The organism is Pseudomonas sp. FW306-02-D09B (genome assembly GCF_058782685.1).
The window spans coordinates 1-18,827 of record NZ_JBYSXY010000017.1 but is presented as its reverse complement, the minus strand read 5'-3'; the positions used below and the strand labels follow the sequence as shown (position 1 = coordinate 18,827).

At 59.6% G+C, this 18,827-nt stretch carries 15 protein-coding genes; 4 read left to right on the top strand and 11 right to left on the bottom strand.

Annotation, left to right across the window (positions count from 1 at the left end):
- Positions 1-349 precede the first annotated feature (349 nt).
- The 3 genes from AC3WK5_RS23780 to AC3WK5_RS23770 form a co-directional block, all read right to left on the bottom strand.
- The gene (locus tag AC3WK5_RS23780; RefSeq protein ID WP_103316689.1) at positions 350-1,174 is read right to left on the bottom strand and encodes an aspartyl/asparaginyl beta-hydroxylase domain-containing protein; all 825 of its coding nucleotides are present in this window, start codon (positions 1,172-1,174) and stop codon (positions 350-352) included.
- A gap of 248 nt (positions 1,175-1,422) precedes the next feature.
- Entirely contained in the window at positions 1,423-1,716 is a 294-nt protein-coding gene (locus tag AC3WK5_RS23775) for a fructose-bisphosphate aldolase (protein ID WP_285379289.1), read from the bottom strand.
- Positions 1,717-2,384: 668 nt separating this feature from the next.
- Positions 2,385-3,056 (bottom strand): polysaccharide lyase family 7 protein, encoded by a 672-nt coding sequence (locus tag AC3WK5_RS23770; RefSeq protein ID WP_103320358.1) that lies wholly within the window; start codon positions 3,054-3,056, stop codon positions 2,385-2,387.
- 313 nt (positions 3,057-3,369) lie between these two features.
- On the opposite strand from AC3WK5_RS23770, the gene AC3WK5_RS23765 reads away from it, so the two are divergent.
- From AC3WK5_RS23765 to AC3WK5_RS23755, 3 genes are read left to right on the top strand one after another with little or no spacing between them, the layout of a single operon-like run.
- Entirely contained in the window at positions 3,370-5,493 is a 2,124-nt protein-coding gene (locus tag AC3WK5_RS23765) for a putative bifunctional diguanylate cyclase/phosphodiesterase (protein ID WP_103320361.1), read from the top strand.
- A 42-nt stretch (positions 5,494-5,535) separates the two neighbouring features.
- Positions 5,536-6,027, top strand: a complete 492-nt coding sequence (locus tag AC3WK5_RS23760; RefSeq protein WP_019694032.1) for a M48 metallopeptidase family protein — start codon at positions 5,536-5,538, stop codon at positions 6,025-6,027.
- A gap of 23 nt (positions 6,028-6,050) precedes the next feature.
- Positions 6,051-6,347, top strand: coding sequence for a winged helix-turn-helix domain-containing protein (locus AC3WK5_RS23755; protein ID WP_103320363.1), 297 nt, complete (start codon positions 6,051-6,053; stop codon positions 6,345-6,347).
- An 84-nt stretch (positions 6,348-6,431) separates the two neighbouring features.
- Here AC3WK5_RS23755 and AC3WK5_RS23750 read toward each other — a convergent pair whose 3' ends face one another.
- Complete coding sequence (locus AC3WK5_RS23750; protein WP_054594406.1) at positions 6,432-6,884, bottom strand: GNAT family N-acetyltransferase; 453 nt, start codon at positions 6,882-6,884, stop codon at positions 6,432-6,434.
- Positions 6,885-7,148: 264 nt separating this feature from the next.
- On the opposite strand from AC3WK5_RS23750, the gene AC3WK5_RS23745 reads away from it, so the two are divergent.
- Entirely contained in the window at positions 7,149-7,886 is a 738-nt protein-coding gene (locus AC3WK5_RS23745; RefSeq protein WP_054594405.1) for a substrate-binding periplasmic protein, read from the top strand.
- 152 nt (positions 7,887-8,038) lie between these two features.
- Here the strand turns inward: AC3WK5_RS23745 and yccS are convergent, their stop codons facing one another.
- From yccS to AC3WK5_RS23710, 7 genes are all read right to left on the bottom strand, one after another.
- Positions 8,039-10,222: a YccS family putative transporter gene (gene yccS, locus AC3WK5_RS23740; protein WP_103320365.1), complete on the bottom strand. Its 2,184-nt coding sequence runs from the start codon at positions 10,220-10,222 to the stop codon at positions 8,039-8,041.
- 249 nt (positions 10,223-10,471) lie between these two features.
- A complete protein-coding gene (locus tag AC3WK5_RS23735; protein ID WP_054594403.1) occupies positions 10,472-11,650 on the bottom strand; it encodes a BaiN/RdsA family NAD(P)/FAD-dependent oxidoreductase in 1,179 nt (392 codons plus the stop codon).
- Between the two features lie 158 nt (positions 11,651-11,808).
- Positions 11,809-13,146, bottom strand: coding sequence for an ATP-dependent RNA helicase DbpA (dbpA, locus tag AC3WK5_RS23730; protein ID WP_237142987.1), 1,338 nt, complete (start codon positions 13,144-13,146; stop codon positions 11,809-11,811).
- A 243-nt stretch (positions 13,147-13,389) separates the two neighbouring features.
- Entirely contained in the window at positions 13,390-14,817 is a 1,428-nt protein-coding gene (gene mdtD, locus AC3WK5_RS23725; protein ID WP_103320370.1) for a multidrug transporter subunit MdtD, read from the bottom strand.
- A gap of 138 nt (positions 14,818-14,955) precedes the next feature.
- A complete protein-coding gene (locus AC3WK5_RS23720) occupies positions 14,956-16,293 on the bottom strand; it encodes a TldD/PmbA family protein (protein WP_103320372.1) in 1,338 nt (445 codons plus the stop codon).
- Positions 16,293-17,735 (bottom strand): TldD/PmbA family protein, encoded by a 1,443-nt coding sequence (locus AC3WK5_RS23715; protein WP_103320375.1) that lies wholly within the window; start codon positions 17,733-17,735, stop codon positions 16,293-16,295. The genes AC3WK5_RS23720 and AC3WK5_RS23715 overlap by 1 nt, the downstream gene beginning before the upstream one ends.
- A gap of 143 nt (positions 17,736-17,878) precedes the next feature.
- Entirely contained in the window at positions 17,879-18,574 is a 696-nt protein-coding gene (locus AC3WK5_RS23710; protein ID WP_019694022.1) for an RraA family protein, read from the bottom strand.
- Positions 18,575-18,827: the final 253 nt, after the last annotated feature.

Below are 18,827 nucleotides of genomic sequence, written 5' to 3'. Positions count from 1 at the left end.
CAGGTTAGATGTTGATTTTCGCAAGGTCACCTGTGAAATTTGACAGGTTTTAATATCATTTCGCGATAGACAGAGAGAGGGCGCTGGAAATAGTGAAATAGGGATGCCCATTGGCTGGCTTCAAGTCACGCTGATGGATGCCCCCAAGCGTTCAGGACTGCCGGTAATGCTTCGAAGATCAAACCAGATCTCTCTGGAAGCGATGTTCCATCGTTATTTGAAGGGTGGGTTGAGCACCAAGGCTAACTAAGTCTGAGCGTTTGATTGCGCTAACGAAAAACCCGCCGAGAGGCGGGTTTTTTGTTGGGTGGTAGCGATGGCGTAAGCAGGCTTTTCCCGTTGTTTACGTTTACTGAATAAGTTTCCAGTTTTTGTAAAAGAATCGGCGCAAGGCAAACGCAACTCCCGCAAACGAAGCGACGATGCCGTTCAGGATAAAAGAGGCCCAGGATGGGCGCAGTATGTCGAGGAACAGGCAGTAGCGCTTGGCGTCATTCTTGTTGAAGGAGGCGTGTAACAGCGTGTCATCAAAGATGAACAGCGGATCGTCGTGCCAGTAGTGTTTTTGCTTCCTGACCTGAATGTATACACCGTCATGATGGGCTGCCGGCATGATGTTGTAGAGCACGCGGTACATCATGCGCAAAGGCCCGAAGTGAAAGGACGTCGACTGGTTTTCATTGAAAACAGATACGCCGATGGTCTTTATATAAGGCAGTTTCTTCTGAAGTGCGGGGATGTTGAGTTCGGTATCGATCTTGCGGCCATACCATTGGAAGAACAGCATGCCACGCTTTTTCTGGGCCATGCGCGCATCGAGGAATGCAATGATTTCTTCCTTGTGAGCCATCGCGGTTTCAATCACGTAGTTGATGTCTTGCTGATGGCTTTCGGGAAGCTCGCGTAACTTGTAAACGTAACGGCTTGGCTTGCTCAGCAGGTCGAAAAAAGTATTCAGAGGCGCAAGCAACCACGTATTGCGGCCGCCACCTATAAAATACTTTTTGATGATGTCTTTGTCGAAGATGCCATTGCGCAGGAAGTCATAGAGGCCGCAAATACAAAGCACAGCAAGAAACCAAAGGGTGGCCACCGGGAAACTATAAATAATGGCGGCAATACCAAAAATGGTGACTGCCGAGACTGCTTTCTTGCGGATGACTCGAGTGTTCATGGAACTCAGTTCCCCTGAGGCGGTGCGGGTATTTGGATGTGAAAAATACCTATAGGACAGACATTATATTCGCCATCATAAGGATTCATTCTGTAATAAATGTTTCTTGTTTGTAAAGATTTCTCAGATGTAAAGGGGCGATTTTTTTTGGCATCAGTCAGAAAAGCACAGTGAGGCGGATTTTTTGAGTTGAAAGGGCGCCGACTCTTTCAGTCGGCCCCCCATTTTTGTTCGTATAAGCCTAAGTCTCAGCGATTCGCTGGCTCGTCAAACCCTCGCTGCTCAATCACCCCGAACACATCGGTAATGTCCTGAACCATCAAGCGCGCCACGTTGGTGACGGTGTTGATGTCGCGTTCGGCGTAGTCGGGCAGGCTGGTGCAGGCCATGAGGGTAAGGTAGCTGAGGACTGCGTGCAGGCGTTCGCTGACGCAGGCGTGGAGTTCGCGTAGCGGGGCGTGGCTGTCGATGAGCAGGACGGGGTAGTCGGTGGCGATTTGGGTGAAGGGGGTGAAGCGGCGGGGCGGGGTTTGCGTAGTCATTGGGTGCAACCTCTTATTTAAAGAAAGATTGCCACCGTTCGCTGCGAAACAAATTGGGTGGCAGCTGTACGCGGGTTCGCAGACCGAGCAACAAGAGAACCCGGCAGACCCGAAGATCTCCCACATACAGCCGCCATAAATCACCATGCTGGCGAGAGGTTGCCAGCATAACTTTTTGGGACGGATGTAGCTCATGTTGTTAGGGGCTGCGAAACCCTGCCGCTGACCGAAGCCAACTGACGGGATGGACTGTAAGCGCCGATTTTGGTGGTAGCAACTGGGGTGTAGGACGGTGCGGCGACCGTTGTGGCGAGGGAGCTTGCTCCCGCTCGGCGGCGTAGCCGTCGTAAACCGAGCGGTGTGGTGTGTCTGAGGAAATGAGATGGCAGGGTTTGGGGCTGCTTCGCAACCCAGCGGGAGCAAGCTCCCTCGCCACAGTGGGAGCAATCCTACGGGATTTGCGGACGGTCAAATCGTTCCCATGCCCGTAGCAGCTGTCGAGCCTGCGAGGCTGCGTTCGGCTGCGGAGCAGTCGTAAAGCCTGACACCGAGTTTTTTCAGGCAAACCGCATTTGCCGGATTACGACCGCTTTGCGGCCGAACGCAGCCTCGCAGGCTCGACAGCTGCTACGGGGATCGAGTCGTCCTCAAGGGGTGAGATCAAGCCGTCAGCTCGGGTTGTGATCAATATTCAGCTTGCTGAACGTCACTTTCCCACCCTCGCTGGTGTATCCGGTGTTGTCCTGCACATACACCCCGGCCTTGAAGTACAGCGGCTTGTCGCGCCAAGTGGCGCTGATCTGGGTGTCCCAAGAGTAGCCCGCGGCGCTGATACCCAGGGCCCCGCCGGGGCTGAGGTGGATCAGGTAGGAGAAGCTCTGGTCCAGCTTCACCCTCGTGGCGATAGTGATCACCCGACCAACATCGTCGTCCGGGTGCATGCGTACCTTGGCGACGATGTTGCCAGTCGCGGTGCTGGTTTTGTACTGGTACTCGACTTTCACCAAAGGTTTTTGGCTGTTGTAGGCGTGGATCTGGCCGATGACGATCTTGCCCGAACTCGGCACCTGGTTCACCGCGAGGGTCGCATGCAGCAAGTTGTCAGCGTCGGGGTAGAGCCAGTTGCGCAAAGTGCCGTTGCTGTAGGTTTCGCGAAGCTCGGTGCGTGGGTAAATCGCGTTTTCCGTGCGAGAGCCGGTCACCGGTGCCCAGAAGAACAACGTGCCGGTGTCGGAGTGGAAGTATTGATCCTTGAAACCGTCCACCAGTTTGGCGGTATCTACGGTGTACGGTGGGCTGCCGACAGGAACACTGAGGTTCCAGGTTGCGAGATCGATCATGGTCAAAGCATCCGCGAATTCTAGCTGAACGAACGTGCCAGAAGCTCTAGTCCGCACGTTAGAGGGCAGTCTTTATAAGCGTAGAACAGGTGTTTGTTAATGCCCGTCTGGCGGATAACTGGCGTCAACGTTCTGTCGAATTACCGCTTTTCCCAGTATTGCTGGCTTCGGAACTGACCGTTAGTCGGAGTCTGAGGCTTTGCCATCGGTGATGGCGTGATGATGCCTACTGCTTTGGCAGATCCCGGTCTAGAGTGGAGTTGTCCGGTTTTTTTCGACGGTACCGGCCTGACGTCACCAAAAGAGAAGCAGCATGGAATGCGCGCAACCCAAGCCAGTTGAAGGCAGCTCAGTTCTTCTAATCGTGGATGATTATCCTGAAAACCTGATCAGCATGCGTGCGTTGTTACAGCGCCAGGACTGGCAGGTGATGACCGCGGCTTCCGGCTTTGAAGCCTTGAGCCTGTTACTCGAACATGAAATCGACCTGGTGCTGCTCGATGTGCAGATGCCAGAGATGGACGGTTTTGAAGTGGCACGTTTGATGCGCGGTAGCCAGCGTACCCGTTTGACCCCGATCATTTTCCTGACCGCCAACGAACAGTCCCAGGATGCTGTGATCAAGGGCTATGCCAGTGGCGCAGTGGATTACCTGTTCAAACCGTTTGACCCGCAAATCCTCAAACCGAAAGTCCAGGCCCTGCTTGAACACCAGCGCAATCGCCGCGCCTTGCAGCGCTTGAGCCAGGATCTGGAAGCCGCGCGCGCCTTCAATGCCTCGGTGCTGGATAACGCCGCCGAAGGGATTCTGGTGGTGGGTGATGACGGCCTGATCCGCTTCGCCAACCCGGCCATGTCCCGCCTGCTCAATGCGACGGTCACCGAATTGCAAGGCGCGGAGTTCGTGGATTTCCTGCAAAAGCCGCACGTGCCGGTGTGGGCTGAATCTGACATTTATGCCGGTTATCAACGGGGTGAGACCTGGCGCGTGCACGATGCAATCCTGCGCACCGCGCCGGGTCAGCAAGTGCCGGTGGCGCTGTCCTGCGCGCCATTGCCGTCCGAACAGCGGGCGATGGTGGTGACCGTGCTCGACATGTCGGTGGTGCGCCATCTGCATCAACAGCTGGAGTTCCAGGCCGTCACAGACCCGCTGACCGGGCTGCTCAATCGCCGTGGCTTCTACCAGACTGCGGAAAACCTGCTATTGCGCGGTGAGCGTTCCGACAGCGCGTGGGTGTTGTTGTACCTGGACCTGGATGGCTTCAAACGGGTCAACGATTCCCTGGGCCACGATGCCGGTGACCGGGTGCTGCGTTGGGTGTCCGAGCAGTTGAAAGCCTGTCTTCGGCCATTCGATATTCTGGCGCGCATGGGCGGTGATGAGTTCACGGCGTTGCTCGATCTGGAGTTTCCCGAGCAAGCGGCGAAGATTGCCGAGAAGCTCATCGAGCGAATCTCGATCTGTCAGCAAATTGAAGGACTGGATGTGGTGCTCGGCGCGAGCATCGGCATTGCAACCTATCCCGATTGCGGTTCTAACCTTGACGGCTTGCTGCGCGCCTCAGACATCGCGATGTACGAGGCCAAGCGTGCCGGGCGCCAGCAATATCGCTTCTACGACCATGAAATGAACGGTCGCGCGCGCTCGCGGCTGATGCTCGAAGAAAGCGTGCGCACAGCCATCGAAAATCAGGATTTCAACCTGGTGTATCAACCCCAGGTGGCGATTGCCGACGGTCGTGTACGCGGGTTTGAAGCGTTGCTGCGCTGGCAGCACCCGAGTGTCGGCGATGTCCCGCCGGGGTTGTTTTTGCCACTGCTGGAAGAGGCGCGGCTGATCAGTCGTCTCGGCAGCTGGATTTACCATCGCGGCGCCAAGCAGCGTAAAGCCTGGGAAACCCTGTTTGCCAAGGATCTGGTACTTGCTGTGAGTTTGAGCAGCACCCAGTTCGGCATGCCGAACCTGGTCACCGAGTTGCGTCAGGTGCTGGAGCGTCATGAGCTGCAGCCGTGTCAGCTGGAAGTTGAAATCACCGAAGATGCGTTGATACAAAATGTTGATGAGTCACGTAAACAGCTGCGTCTGTTGCGCCACCTCGGGGTGCGCGTGGCACTGGATGACTTTGGTTCGGGGCCGTGCTCGTTGGCGCATTTACGCGATCTGCAGTTGGACACACTCAAGCTCGACCGGCACCTGATTGCCCGGATACCCGATTCGCCTCGGGATGCAGCGCTGGTGCGCAGTGTCATAGAGTTGTGCGGGGAATTCGGTATGTTGGTGATCGCCGAAGGCGTGGAGACCGTTGCACAGTATCGATGGCTTGAGGCCAACGGTTGCCAGTATGTGCAAGGGTTCCTGGTGGCCAGGCCGCTGATGGCCGAGGATGCCGGTGGCTTTGCGCAGCCGTTTGACTGGAGCGCGCTGACCGCCTGAATTCGCTACACTGGCGGTCTTTCGTCACTCTGTTGTTGACCCATGACCGCGCTGAAGTACCTCCAGGCTTATCCCGCTGCCTTGCAAGACCAAGTGCGCCAGTTGATCGATCAGGATCGACTGGGCGACTACCTGAGCCAGCGTTACCCGGACAAGCACGCGGTGCAGAGTGACAAGGCGCTGTACAGCTACGCGCTGGAGTTGAAACAGGAATACCTGCGCAATGCGCCGGCCATCGACAAAGTGCTGTTCGACAACCGTCTCGACCTGACCCACCGTGCCCTCGGCCTGCACACGGCGATCTCGCGCGTGCAGGGCGGCAAGCTCAAGGCCAAGAAAGAAATTCGTATCGCCTCGTTATTCAAGGACGCCGCGCCGCAGTTTCTGAAAATGATCGTGGTGCATGAACTCGCGCACTTCAAGGAGTCCGATCACAACAAGGCTTTCTACAAGCTGTGCGAGCATATGCTGCCGGGCTATCACCAGTTGGAGTTCGACTTGCGGGTGTACCTGACGTGGCGGGATATGCAGTAAACATTGGAATCGGGAGTGTGGGAATGGACGTCAGCAAGACCAAAAGCAGCTTCTACCGCCGTTTGTACGTGGCGTACCTGATCGACAGTGGTCTGGCCAGCAACGTCCCGGCACTCACCGAGGTCACCGGCATGCCGCGGCGTACAGCCCAGGACACCATTGCCGCGTTGGCCGATCTGGATATCGTGTGCGAGTTCGAGCAGGAAGAGGGCGGGCGCAATCATGCCGGGCGTTATCGGATCCTGAGCTGGGGGGCGATTGATCCGAGCTGGATCGAGCGCAATCTTCAGCAGATCAAAGCGGTGCTGGAATATCCCTGACGGAGATGTTCGCTTTAGATCGCCCCCTCTCCCCAGAGGGGAGAGGGCTGGGGTGAGGGGTGGATTCCGAGTCCGACACAAGACTCAAGGACGGCGCATCCCGATATGCGGAATGTCATCCTCCAGGTATTCCTCACCCACCACGACAAACCCGTACCTCCCGTAATACCCCTGCAAATGTGCCTGGGCCGACAGATAGATCGGCACTTCAGGCCAGTATTTCTCAGCCTGCTTGAGCCCCTGCGCCATCAACTCATGACCCAGGCCCTGGCCCCGCGCCTGAGGGGCAATCACCACACGGCCGATGACCACGTCGCCGCCCTGTGAGATCGGGTCGAGCAAACGCAGGTAGGCCACCAGCTGATCGCCGTCCCAGGCCATCAAGTGGCAGGTGTCACCGTCCAGGTCCAGCCCATCGACTTCCTGATAGGCGCATTTCTGCTCAACGACGAACACTTGCGTGCGCAACTGCAGAATGGCGTACAACTGCTCTTTGCCCAGATCGCTGTGGTGTTTGCAGACCCAATCAATTGTCATCTTCACATTCCTTGAACAACGTCGCTCCGATACTAAGCGTCCCGCAGCGGGATGTCTTGTGGCAAAAAAACTGTGATAAGGGCCAAAATGCCATCATTCATTTCTCGCGACGTTGTCTTCTTTGTGTAATCTGATTTTTAGCGGTTTGTTGTGGCTTCAATGAACTACTGTTAGGGCCTGGGTTGTGGCTGCTATTGGGCACACAGGCCTTCGAGTTTTGGCTAAAAACACGCTGGGCTGCCCGCCCGCTAAGGATTTTTTAGCATGCCGCGATTGCATCGAGCTGTTGCTTTGATTGGATTGCTGTTGCTGAGCCAGGCCGCCACAGCAGAAAAACTGCGACTGGTGGCCGATGCCTGGCCCCCCTTTACCGATGCCACGCTGGTCAATGGCGGGGTGGCAACCGATATTGTCAGTACTGCGCTGGCGCGGGCGGGTTATGCCAGTGATTTCGAGCAGGTGCCTTGGGCCAGGGCTTTGCTGGGTGTGGGCGAAGGGCGTTACGACGTGCTGGTCAATGCCTGGTTCAACGAGGAGCGCACCCATATCGGGCAGTTTTCCAGTGAGTACCTGCTCAACCGGATACGTTTCCTCAAGCGTAAAGACACGCCGATCGAATACAACAACTTGCAGCAGCTGCACACCTATCCGGTTGCCGTGGTACGCGGCTACGCCTATTCACCCGCGTTTGACGGTGACGCCGCCTTGCAGAAAGTGCAGGTGCACAACTTCCCCATGGCGGTGCGCATGCTCGCCGCTGACCGGGTGAAGCTGACCCTGGAAGACGAATACGTTGCCCGCTATTACCTGGCGCGCGAATCCTCCAAAGTGCGCAATGCCGTGGAGTTCCTGCCCAATCCTCTGAGTGAAAACAGCCTGCATATTCTGGTCAGCCTGAAGAACCCCGACCATGAACAGATTGTTGCCGGATTCGACCGCGAGATTGCAGCGATGAAGGAGGATGGCAGCTATGAGCGATTGCTCAGGCAGCATGGGATGTAATGTCTCGGAAAGTCACGGTGACTGTGCGGGCCTCTTCGCGAGCAAGCCCGCTCCCACAGTAGATCTGTGTCGGCTGTAGATCTCTCGTACACAACAAATCCCCTGTGGGAGCGGGCTTGCTCGCGAATGCGTCAGCCCGGTCACCACAGATTTCAATCCTCGCTCGTATCCTTGATCAAATGTGCCGCCAGCGTGCGCAACGGTCCTAGTTGCCGGCAGATCAACCCCAGTTGGGTTTGCACCAGACGCTGACCTTCGTCGATCTCGTCAGGCATTTGTTCAAGTCCGGCGGCCAGGGCTTCTTCTTCGTCGCTCTGAATCGCAATCGGCGATTTGCTCGCCAGCCCTTGGGCGATTTCGTCGATGCTGGTCGCCAGACTGACGCCGGCACCGTTGATCAACTGTTCCCGAATATCAGCAGGTAGCTGGATTTCACGGTGTGCGCCGAGGCCCGAGAGGTAGCTGAGCAAGGTGTGGGAAAGCACCAGGAAACGGAAGCCGACGTCGGCTTCCTTACGGAAATGCCCCGGCTCCATGAGCATGTTGGCCAAGGTGGTCGACAGCGCCGCATCGGCGTTGTGGGCATTGCGTCGAGCCAGCCGATAGGCCAGGTCATCACGTTTGCCGACAGCGTATTGCTGCATGATCTGGCGCAGGTAAATGCTGTTGCAGGTGAGGGTGTTGGCCAGCACTTTGTTCAGCCTGCGGCCCTGCCAGTCCGGCAGGAACAGCAGCACCGCGAGCCCCGCGATCAGACCGCCGAGCAAAGTGTCGAGCAGCCTTGGCAGGAACAGCCCGTAGCCGTCGCCGACCTGATTGAAGCAAAACAGCACCATCAAGGTGATTGCCGCAGTCGCCAGCGTGTAGCGGGTGGTGCGGTTGATAAAGAACACCACGCCGGCGGCAATCGCGAAACTCGACTGCACCAGTGGATTGGGGAACAGATCGAACAACGCCCAGGCCAGGGTCAGGCCGATCGCGGTGCCGAGGATCCGCTGACCGAGTTTGCGCCGGGTGGCGCCGTAGTTCGGTTGGCAGACAAACAGTGTGGTGAGGATGATCCAGTAGCCTTGCGACGGGTGGATCAAGTGCACCATGCCGTAGCCGACGGTCAGGGCCAGAGGCAAACGCAGGGCATGCCGAAACAGCAACGAAGTCGGCGTCAGCTGCGTGCGCAGGCGCGTCCAGACGTCCTTGAGGTTGCGCGGTGAACGGTCGAGCAGGCTGCTGTCGGTGGCATCGGCCAGGCTGTCGGGGTTGCTCGCGTCGCTGAGCAAGCGGTCAAGCGTGCTGAGGTTGGCTGCCAGTGCACGCAATGAGCGCAGCAAACCGCGCCAGGCCGGGTTGCTCTGGATGCGCAAGTGTTCGAGGGAGGCGTGCAGGTCGCTCAGGGCTTCGGCAAAGCTGTCGTCATAGACGAACGGCTGGCGCATCTGGATCGACTCGGCCAATGCCCGGCAGGCTTTGCCTTGCTGGCGCAGCAGGCGTTGGCAGCGGAAGAGCACGTCGCTGTGGAAAAAGGCTTCAGCCAGGGCGTTGTATGGATAGTGTGAAGAGCTGGCGCGTTCGTGGATGTCCTGGGCGAGGAAATACAGTTTCAGGTAGCGACTGACTTTCGACCCCGGCCGACCGTTGCCGACCCGGTGCAGGATGATTTCCTTGGCGGCGTTGAGCGCCGCGACCACGCGACCATTCTGCTGCGCCAGTTCCAGCCTGCGGGCTTCGACGTCCATCTGGCGGATCGGCTCGAACAGCGATGATTTGAGCTTCAGGTAAAACCCCAGCTCGCGAAACAACCGCGCCAGGCTCTGTTGCACCGGCTGGTTGGAAAACAGCGCCTGCCACAGCACCGAGAGCAAGCCATACCAGGCGGCACCGGCCACCAGCAACACCGGTTCATGCCAGAAATCGGTGACCGCGCCGCCGCGCTGGTCGACACCGATCATGGTGTACACCGACAGAATCAACGTCGCCGAGGCAATCGCGCCATAGCGTTCGCCCAAGGCGCCGAGCATGGTCAGGCCGAAACTGGCCAATGCCAGGGCGACCACGAAGATGTATGGGTAGGGGAATAGCAGTTCGACCGAGAACGCGGCAACGCTGAAGCACACCAGCGTCACCGCCAATGCATTCAGACGGCCCTGCCAGCTGTCGTCGGTTTCGGCCAGGGCGCTGGCGATAATCCCCAGGAAGAGCGGGATCAGCAGGCCCATTTCATTTTGATACCAACACAGCGCCATGGTGCCGGTCAGGGCGATGAACACCCGCACGCTGTAGCTGAATTTATCCAGCGCCCAAAGGCGACGCAGAGTCTGACGAAACGAGGTTGATGACATGAAGTGCGGAGGCCTTCCGGGGCAATGCAGCTAAATTGAGCCAGTAATGACGACGACGCAATGGCGCCGATCACATCTGACAGCAAAAACTGTTCCTTCCTTGTGTGACTGCAATCTGCAAATCACCATAGATTCAATGTGGGAGCGGGCTTGCTCGCGAAGAGGGAGTGTCAGTTGGCATCAAGTTGCCTGACACACCGCTTTCGCGAGCAAGCCCGCTCCCACTTTTATTTTGTGTGCACCCTTTAGTCAGACGTACTGCGCCGCTGCGTAACCCGAGGCCCAGGCCCATTGGAAGTTGAAGCCGCCCAGGTGCCCGGTGACGTCCAGCACTTCACCGATGAAGTACAGGCCGGGGCTTTTCAGCGATTCCATGGTTTTGGACGAGACTTCGTGGGTGTCGACGCCGCCGAGCGTGACTTCGGCCGTGCGATAGCCTTCGGTCCCGGCCGGGACCAGTGTCCAGCTCGCCAGTTTGGCAGCGATATCGGCCAGCTCGGCGTGGGTGTACTGCTTCATCGGCTTGGAGACGAACCAGTTGTCGGCCAGCAGGTTGGCCATCTTCTTGGTGAAGATTTCGCCGAGCAGGGTTTTCAGTTCGCTGTTCGGACGCTCGGCTTGCTGCTGTTGCAGCCAGCTCGGCACGTCGTGGTCGGGCATCAGATTGATTTCGACGGCGTCGCCGGATTGCCAGAACGAGGAAATCTGCAAAATCGCCGGGCCGCTGAGGCCGCGGTGGGTGAACAGGATATTCTCGCGAAAGCTCTGATCGTTGCAGCTCACCAGACAATCCACCGACGTACCGGAGAGCTCGGTGCACAGCTCTTTGAGTTGGTCGGTGATGGTGAACGGCACCAGGCCGGCGCGGGTGGGCAGCAACTGGTGGCCGAACTGCTTGGCCACTTGATAGCCGAAACCGGTGGCGCCCAGGGTTGGAATCGACAGGCCGCCGGTGGCGATCACCAGCGATTCGCAGGTCAACTGGCCCAACGTGGTTTCCAGCAGGTAGCCGCTGTCGAGTTTTTCGATCTGCTGGATCGAGGTGTCGAGATGCAGGCTGACGCCGACCTGATCGCACTCGTCGAGGAGCATGCCGAGGATGTCGCTGGATTTGTTATCGCAGAATAGCTGGCCGAGCTTTTTCTCGTGGTACGGCACGCCGTGCTTGGCCACCATCCCGATGAAATCCCACTGGGTATAGCGCGCCAGTGCGGATTTACAGAAGTGAGCGTTTTGCGAGAGGAAATTGCTCGGCTCGGTGTACATGTTGGTGAAATTGCAGCGGCCACCACCGGACATGAGGATTTTCTTGCCGGCCTTGTTTGCGTGGTCGAGCAACATCACCTTGCGCCCGCGCCCGGCGGCGGTCAGTGCACACATCAACCCAGCGGCGCCAGCGCCAATGATCACGACTTCGGTAGAGCGCAAAACGGTGTCCTCACACAGATTTTAAATTCACCAGTGGACCAATGTGGGAGCGGGCTTGCTCGCGAAAGCGGTATGTCAGGCAATTTTATGCCAACTGACACTCCCTCTTCGCGAGCAAGCCCGCTCCCACATTTGATCTCTGTCAGCCAGACGATCTTTTACAAAATCCGTACGCGCAGCGAGCGGCCTTTGATCTTGCCGTCGCTCAAGCGCTGCACGGCTTGCTTGGCGATGCTGCGCTCCACGGCGACATAGGCCTGGTAGTCGAAGATCGCGATTTTGCCGACCTGGGCGCCTGGAACACCGGCATCGCCGGTCAGTGCGCCAAGGATGTCGCCCGGGCGAACCTTGTCTTTACGGCCGGCACCGATGCACAGGGTGCTCATGGCCGGCAGCAGCGGGGCGCCGCCCTGGGAGGTCAGGCTGTCCAGTTGATCCCAGCTCAGCGGCGACTTTTGCAGTTGCTCGATGGCTTGGGCGCGATGCGCTTCGGACGGCGCGACCAGGCTGATGGCGATGCCTTTCTCACCGGCACGACCGGTACGGCCAACGCGGTGGATGTGGATTTCCGAGTCGCGGGCCAGTTCGACGTTGACCACCATGTCCAGCGCATCGATGTCCAGACCACGGGCGGCGACGTCGGTGGCGACCAGTACCGAAGTACTGCGGTTGGCGAACATTGCCAGCACCTGGTCGCGATCACGCTGTTCCAGGTCACCGTGCAGGCCAACGGCCGAGATGCCTTTGGCCGTCAGGTGATCGACGGTTTCCTGCACTTGCTGCTTGGTGAAGCAGAAAGCGACGGTGGACTGCGGGCGGTAATGGGCGAGGACCTTGACCACTGCGTCCATGCGTTCTTCCGGCGAAATCTCGAAGAAACGCTGTTCGATCTGGGTGTCGTCGTGGAACGCCTCGGCCTTCACTTGCTGCGGGTTACGCATGAACTTCGACGCCAGCTGCTTGATGCCTACCGGATACGTGGCGGAGAACAGCAGGGTCTGGCGACGCTCAGGGCACTGGGCGATGATTTCTTCGATGGAATCGTAGAACCCCATGTCGAGCATGCGGTCGGCTTCGTCGAGGATCAGCGTGTTCAGGCCGTGGAGCACCAGCGAACCCTTGCGCAGGTGTTGCTGGATGCGGCCCGGAGTGCCGACGATGATGTGCGCGCCGTGCTCCAGCGAGCCGATCTGCGGACCGAACGACACGCCGCCACACAGGGTCAGCACCTTGATGTTGTCTTCGGCGCGGGCCAGTCGGCGGATTTCCTTGGCAACCTGGTCAGCCAGCTCTCGAGTCGGGCAGATCACCAGTGCCTGGCAGCCGAAGAAGCGCGGATTGATCGGGTTCAGCAGGCCGATACCGAAGGCGGCGGTTTTGCCGCTGCCGGTCTTGGCCTGGGCGATCAGGTCCATCCCCTTGAGGATCACCGGCAAGCTTTGCGCCTGGATCGGCGTCATCTGGGCATAACCGAGGGAGTCGAGGTTAGCCAGCATGGCGGCGGACAGCGGCAAAGTATTAAAAGCGGTGGCGATGGTGGTCACGGGACTGGCCTGCAAAACAAAATGTCGCGCAGTGTACCAGTCCCGCGCGCTCCACCTGCAAATTCTGGACGAATAGCCGTAGCAAATCGTCGTAGCAGCTGCCGAGGCACGAGGCTGCGTTGGGCTGCGAAGTAGCCCCCGAGGGCGGTCCTGCGGACACGCAACGCAGCCTCGTGCCTCGGCAGCTGCTACGAGTTAGTGCTCGATATCGTGCTCGCGGCTGACCATCCGTCGGCCATCCTTTGGGGACAGCTGGGAAAAGATCGTTGCGGCCAGCATTGCCATGATGCCGATGGTGACGAAGGTTAGTTGGAAGGCGCCCAGCACCGTGTTCACGCCATCGTTGCCGACCTCCGCCGTGAAACCACCCAGCAGGGCGCCGGCGCAAGCGACGCCGAGGCTCAGCGACAACTGTGCGACCACCGACAGCAGGCTGTTGCCGCTGCTGGCGCTGGCGTCGTCGAGGTCGATCAGGGTCACGGTATTCATTGCCGTGAACTGCAAGGAGTTGATCGCCCCGAGTATCGCCAGCAGCACCAGCAGCAACCAATAAGGCGTCTGCTCGCTGACCAGGCCCATGCTCGCCAGCATGATTCCCAGCGCCAGGGTGTTGCTGGTCAGCACGATGCGATAACCCAGGCGCTCGATCAGCGGTCGCGCGATCGACTTGGCGAACATTGCCGCGGCGGCCAGCGGCAACATGCTCATCCCGGCCAGGGACGGCGAGTAGCCCAAGGCGACCTGTAGCAGCAATGGCACCAGAAACGGCAGGGCGCCGCTGCCAAGCCGGGCGAACAGGTTGCCGAGAATGCCCACGGCAAAAGTCCGGGTCTTGAACAGCGCCGGTGCGAACAACGGATTGTCGATATGCCCGGCCCGCAGCCAATACGCCGCCAGGCACGCCATGCCACCAAACAGCAGCAACATCACCCGCAAATGCGGAAGGTGCAGTTCGCCCAGGCCTTCCATGGCAATGGTGATCAGCACCATCGCCGCGCCGAACAGCAGGAAACCCAAGCCATCGAAGCGCGTGCGCTCAGAGCCGCGCAGATCCGGGATGAACTTCCAGACCGCGTAGCAGCCGATCAGCCCGACCGGCAGATTGATCAGGAAGATCCAGTGCCAGGTCAGGTATTGCACCATCCAGCCGCCCATGGTCGGACCGATCAACGGCCCGAGCAGGCCGGGAATGGTAATGAAGCCCATGATCCGCACCAGTTCCGAACGCGGGTAAGCACGCAGCACCACCAGTCGTCCCACCGGCAGCATCAATGCGCCGCCTAGCCCCTGAATCACTCGGGCGCCGACCAGCATGGTCAAGGTGCTGGAGAGCGCACAGAGTAAGGAACCAAGGCTGAACAAGAGGATCGCGCCGAAGAAGATTTTCTTGGTGCCGAAGCGGTCGGCGACCCAGCCCGACGCCGGAATCAGCAAGGCGACTGTGAGCATGTAGGCGATGATCACGCCCTGCATGCGCAGTGGGTCTTCTGCCAGGTCGAGGGCCATGGCGGGCAGGGCGGTGTTGAGGATGGTCCCGTCGAGGGACTGCATGAAAAACGCAATCGCCACCACCCAGGGGACCCAGCGGGCGGTGATTGCATCAAGAGCCGGATGGTTGGGCATGGGACCTCGTGTGAGAGTGAAATCAGGTAGTCCGTGGTGACTTCATCGCGGGCAAGCCTTGCTCCTACAAGTGCTACGTCGGTCGCAGGATTCGTGGCAACCCCGATCCTGTAGGAGCAAGGCTTGCCCGCGATTGCTTTACAGGGTCAATGTCAGGCGGCTGACCAGCGCTCCCGGCAACACCGCCGAAGCCGTGTTCCGCTGGCTGTAGGTGCTGGGCGACAGAATCAGCTCACGCTCACTCGTCAGTGCTTCCAGCTGCGAACCGAGCAGGCTGTAGGCGCTGTCATCGAAGCGCATGGTGCTGACCGGTGCCTGAATCTCGCCGTTTTCGACCCAGAAGGTCGCGAAGCGGGTCATGCCGGTCAAGCGTGCGGCCGGTTGGTCCGAGTAATTCAGGTACCACAGGTTGCTGATGTACAGGCCAGTGCCGAGCTGCTTGAGAATCTCGGCTTCCGGCAATACACCGGCGGCCATGTTCAAGGCACTTGGCGACTCCCCGCCACCGGCACCGTTGGCAGTCAGGCCATATTCGGCGGCACTGCGCGAGCCCACCAGCCGCTCGCCGGCCTTGCCCGCAACGATCAACCCGAGATCGCTGCGCGGGTAGCCTTCGCCGGAAAACGCCGGGCTCAGGGAACCGCTGACTTTTTCATCCAGCGAGAGCAATGGGCTGAACGCGCTATCACCCGCGTAGAGTTTTTGCAGCGGGCTGCTTTTGCTGGCAATCGACTGCGCGGAGAAACCACCCCAGCAGAGCATGCCGACGATCTCTTCCAAAGCGGCTGGCGCCAGATAGGCGCGGTATTGACCCGGCGCCAACGTGCGCAGTGGCCGCCCCAGGAACTCCAGTTGCTCGCGGGCCTGCTGGAAGCGTTTGGCGAAACCTTCGCTGTTCCAGTCGTGCCCGGCGTAGCTGGCTTTCACCGCCTGGCCGTTGGCGTGGAACAGGCTGAAGTCGAAATTGAAGCTGTTGGCCTGATGCCAGCCAAAGGCGCCGGACGAACTGGCGAAACCCCGGCTGATCGGCCCGGCGGCGTAGAAGCCAACCAGATCGAGCCCTTCGGCGGCGCGGGCGATTTCGGCAACCACCTGCTCGGTGTCCGGTAATGGGTGATCCTGAATGTTCTTGCTCTGCCAGCCGGTGTGGTTGAGCAGCAGATACGGATCCTGCGGTAACAGCGGCAGGGTCTCGCGCAGCTGTTGCAGACCTTCGGCCAGGCGCTGAAGGTCGACCTCGGAATCACCGGCGAGGGTGATGCTCAGGTCCGCGTGTCGACCGTCATTGATCAATTTGAAACCGACGCTGGCTTGCTGGACCTGGCCAGCCTGACGCACCTTGGCGTGGTTGAAGCGCACAAACGCCGACGATTCGGCGGCGTAGCTCAGGGTGAATTGCTCAGGCGCGCGCAGGGCGCTGCGCAACCAGGCCACCAGTCCTTTGAATTGCTCGACCTGACTCAACGTCGTACTCATCAGGCGTCTCCTCCAAACACATCAATGTTGCTGAACACGCAGGCCGGTGAGGCATGGCCGACGCGGATTACCTGGTTCGGTTCGCCTTTACCGCAGTTCGGCGTGCCCAGCACCTTGAAGGTGCCGATGTCGCCAACCGCACTGAGGTTGCGCCAGAACTGCGCAGAGATACCCCGGTAGTTCGGGTTCTTCACCACGCCTTTGAGTTCGCCGTTTTCAATCAACTGGCCCCACTCGCAGCCGAACTGGAATTTATTCCGCGCATCGTCAATTGACCATGAGCGGTTAGTCGACATCAGCACGCCGTGTTCAATGCCGCTGATCAGCTGTTCGAGTGACTGGTCGCCAGGCTCGATGTTGAGGTTGGCCATGCGGTCGATGGGCGGACGGTTCCAGCCGCAGGCGCGGCTGTTGGCGACGCCGTCGAGGCCCGCACGAAATTGCGACAGCGCACCACCCAGCGGACGGATCAGCAAGCCTTCGCGGATCAGGAACTGTTTGCTCGCCGTCGTGCCGTCGTCGTCATGGCCGTAGCTGGCGAGCTGCTCGGGAATGTCCGGGTCGAAGGTCACGTTGAGCAGTTTTGAGCCGTATTGCAGGCTGCCGAAATCGCTGGTGTTGACGAAACTGGTGCCGGCGTAATTGCGCTCGTCGCCGAGGATGCGGTCCAGTTCCAGCGGGTGGCCGATGGACTCGTGGATCTGCAGCATCATTTGGTCCGGCATCAGCAGCAGGTCGCGTTTGCCTTGCGGAGTGTTGGGTGCCAGCAGCAATTGCAGCGCCTGGTCGGCGACGTGCGGGCCGGCGCCAATCAGGCCGCAGCGGCTGATCACGTCCGCGCCACCTTGCTGGCCGAAGTTTTCGCGGCCCAGGCTGCGGGTCTGGCTGTCGTTACCGTCGTAGGCGGTGACATCCAGCCCAGGGTAGACGAAGCGTTGTGCCTGACGCAGTTCGGCGCCGGCGCTGTTGAGGTAGATCTGCTCGACATGGGTGATGCCGATGCTGACCTGCCAGTTCACCAGTCGCTCGTCCTTGGGCACGGCGGCGGATTCGGCGCCGAGCAGTTGGTAGCAATCGCTGAGGGACGGGAAGGGTTGTTCCAGATTCGGTGACAGGTAATCGGCGCGCTCGCTGGAAACCGTTTGCTGACGCAGGTCGAGCAGGGCGTGGGCGGCAATCGAGCGGGCCTGTCGTTCGGCGCGCTCGAGGGCGGCTTGCAGGCCGGATGGCGACAGGTCGTTGGTCGCGGCGTAGGCTTCGACGCCATTGACCCGTGCAGTCAGCATCGCCCCTTCATCGCGACTCAGGCTTGGAGGCTCGGCAACGTTTTTGCGTACCGACAGGTACTGACCCGACTCGCGTACATAGCGCAGCGAAAAAAATTCAGCGCCCGTGCGCAAGGCAGCGAAACGCTGCTTGAGCTGGGGGTGGAAATCGAACATGCGGGGACCTCCTTGTGAGTAGCGGCGACCTTGAGGGCCTCATCGCGGGCAAGCCTTGCTCCTACAGGTTCAGGGTTGAATCATCGATGTGAGATTAACCTCAAAACCGTAGGAGCAAGGCTTGCCCGCGATGCTTTTGGCGGTTAAACCGGGCAACCCTTGGCGCGCAGGATGGCGTCGAAACGATCCGGGTCCAGCGTTCCGGCTTCGATAGCCGCAAGCGTAGCCTTTTCGCGAGCCAGCAGGTCGTGGCAACGCACCAGCAGCTCTGGCAGTTCGCTGCGCGAGGCAGCTACCACGCCGTCACCGTCGCCAATCATCAGGTCACCGGGGGCAACCAGCATGCCGGCGCAGGAGATCGGTACGTTGATTTCGCCGCCACCGTCGGTGCTCGGGCCACGGTGTACGCCGCCGATGGCGTAGGCCGGCAGTTCACCGGTTTGCCACTCGTCGAGGTCACGCAGGGCGCCGTTGATCACCACGCCGACGATCCCGGCCTTGAGGGCCATGGCGCGCATGATGCCGCCGAACACGGCGCGGGTCAGGTCGGCGCTGCCGTCGATCACCAGCACATCGCCCGGGCGGGCCATCTGCATGGCTTTGAGGATCATCAGGTTGTCGCCGGGGCGCACGCGAACCGTCAGCGCACTGCCGAGCATCGGCGCATTGCCGTGGAAGGCTTTCAAACCCAGGCCACCGACGTTGCGACCCAGGCAGTCGCTGACGGCGGCGGCGGGGATCTTGCTGAATTCCTTCAGCCATTTCGGATCGAGGGGCTCTACGTTGGGATTGATCAGGTAGCCGGTGGGCCATTTGCTCGAAGACACGACATCAAACATGAGTAAGCCTCGTGGCCAGCCAGGTGGCGGCTTGTCGATGGGGGCGGGGGGGGTAAAACGTTTGCGCGGTGACTAGAGTAGGCCTGCGCGGGGGGTGGGATCAAGGGTGAAGCGGTGTGGGAAGGATTTACGGCGTGTGAGGCAGGAAGGAAGGCGTTGATTGGGCGGACGTCATCGGGACTGTCAGATATTTTGTGTGCGGGCCGGTAACGGCCTGCCGTCAGGCAGGCCGTGCTTTTACCAGGTCGGCCTG

Bases quoted from the DNA above. Each gene is read 5' to 3' on its own strand.
- AC3WK5_RS23720 (WP_103320372.1), bottom strand. From the start codon at position 16,293: ATGAGTACGACGTTGAGTCAGGTCGAGCAATTCAAAGGACTGGTGGCC.
- AC3WK5_RS23710 (WP_019694022.1), bottom strand. From the start codon at position 18,574: ATGTTTGATGTCGTGTCTTCGAGCAAATGGCCCACCGGCTACCTGATC.
- AC3WK5_RS23755 (WP_103320363.1), top strand. From the start codon at position 6,051: ATGGACGTCAGCAAGACCAAAAGCAGCTTCTACCGCCGTTTGTACGTG.
- AC3WK5_RS23760 (WP_019694032.1), top strand. From the start codon at position 5,536: ATGACCGCGCTGAAGTACCTCCAGGCTTATCCCGCTGCCTTGCAAGAC.
- AC3WK5_RS23745 (WP_054594405.1), top strand. From the start codon at position 7,149: ATGCCGCGATTGCATCGAGCTGTTGCTTTGATTGGATTGCTGTTGCTG.
- yccS (WP_103320365.1), bottom strand. From the start codon at position 10,222: ATGTCATCAACCTCGTTTCGTCAGACTCTGCGTCGCCTTTGGGCGCTG.
- AC3WK5_RS23715 (WP_103320375.1), bottom strand. From the start codon at position 17,735: ATGTTCGATTTCCACCCCCAGCTCAAGCAGCGTTTCGCTGCCTTGCGC.
- mdtD (WP_103320370.1), bottom strand. From the start codon at position 14,817: ATGCCCAACCATCCGGCTCTTGATGCAATCACCGCCCGCTGGGTCCCC.
- AC3WK5_RS23765 (WP_103320361.1), top strand. From the start codon at position 3,370: ATGGAATGCGCGCAACCCAAGCCAGTTGAAGGCAGCTCAGTTCTTCTA.
- AC3WK5_RS23750 (WP_054594406.1), bottom strand. From the start codon at position 6,884: ATGACAATTGATTGGGTCTGCAAACACCACAGCGATCTGGGCAAAGAG.
- dbpA (WP_237142987.1), bottom strand. From the start codon at position 13,146: ATGCTGGCTAACCTCGACTCCCTCGGTTATGCCCAGATGACGCCGATC.
- AC3WK5_RS23775 (WP_285379289.1), bottom strand. From the start codon at position 1,716: ATGACTACGCAAACCCCGCCCCGCCGCTTCACCCCCTTCACCCAAATC.
- AC3WK5_RS23780 (WP_103316689.1), bottom strand. From the start codon at position 1,174: ATGAACACTCGAGTCATCCGCAAGAAAGCAGTCTCGGCAGTCACCATT.
- AC3WK5_RS23770 (WP_103320358.1), bottom strand. From the start codon at position 3,056: ATGATCGATCTCGCAACCTGGAACCTCAGTGTTCCTGTCGGCAGCCCA.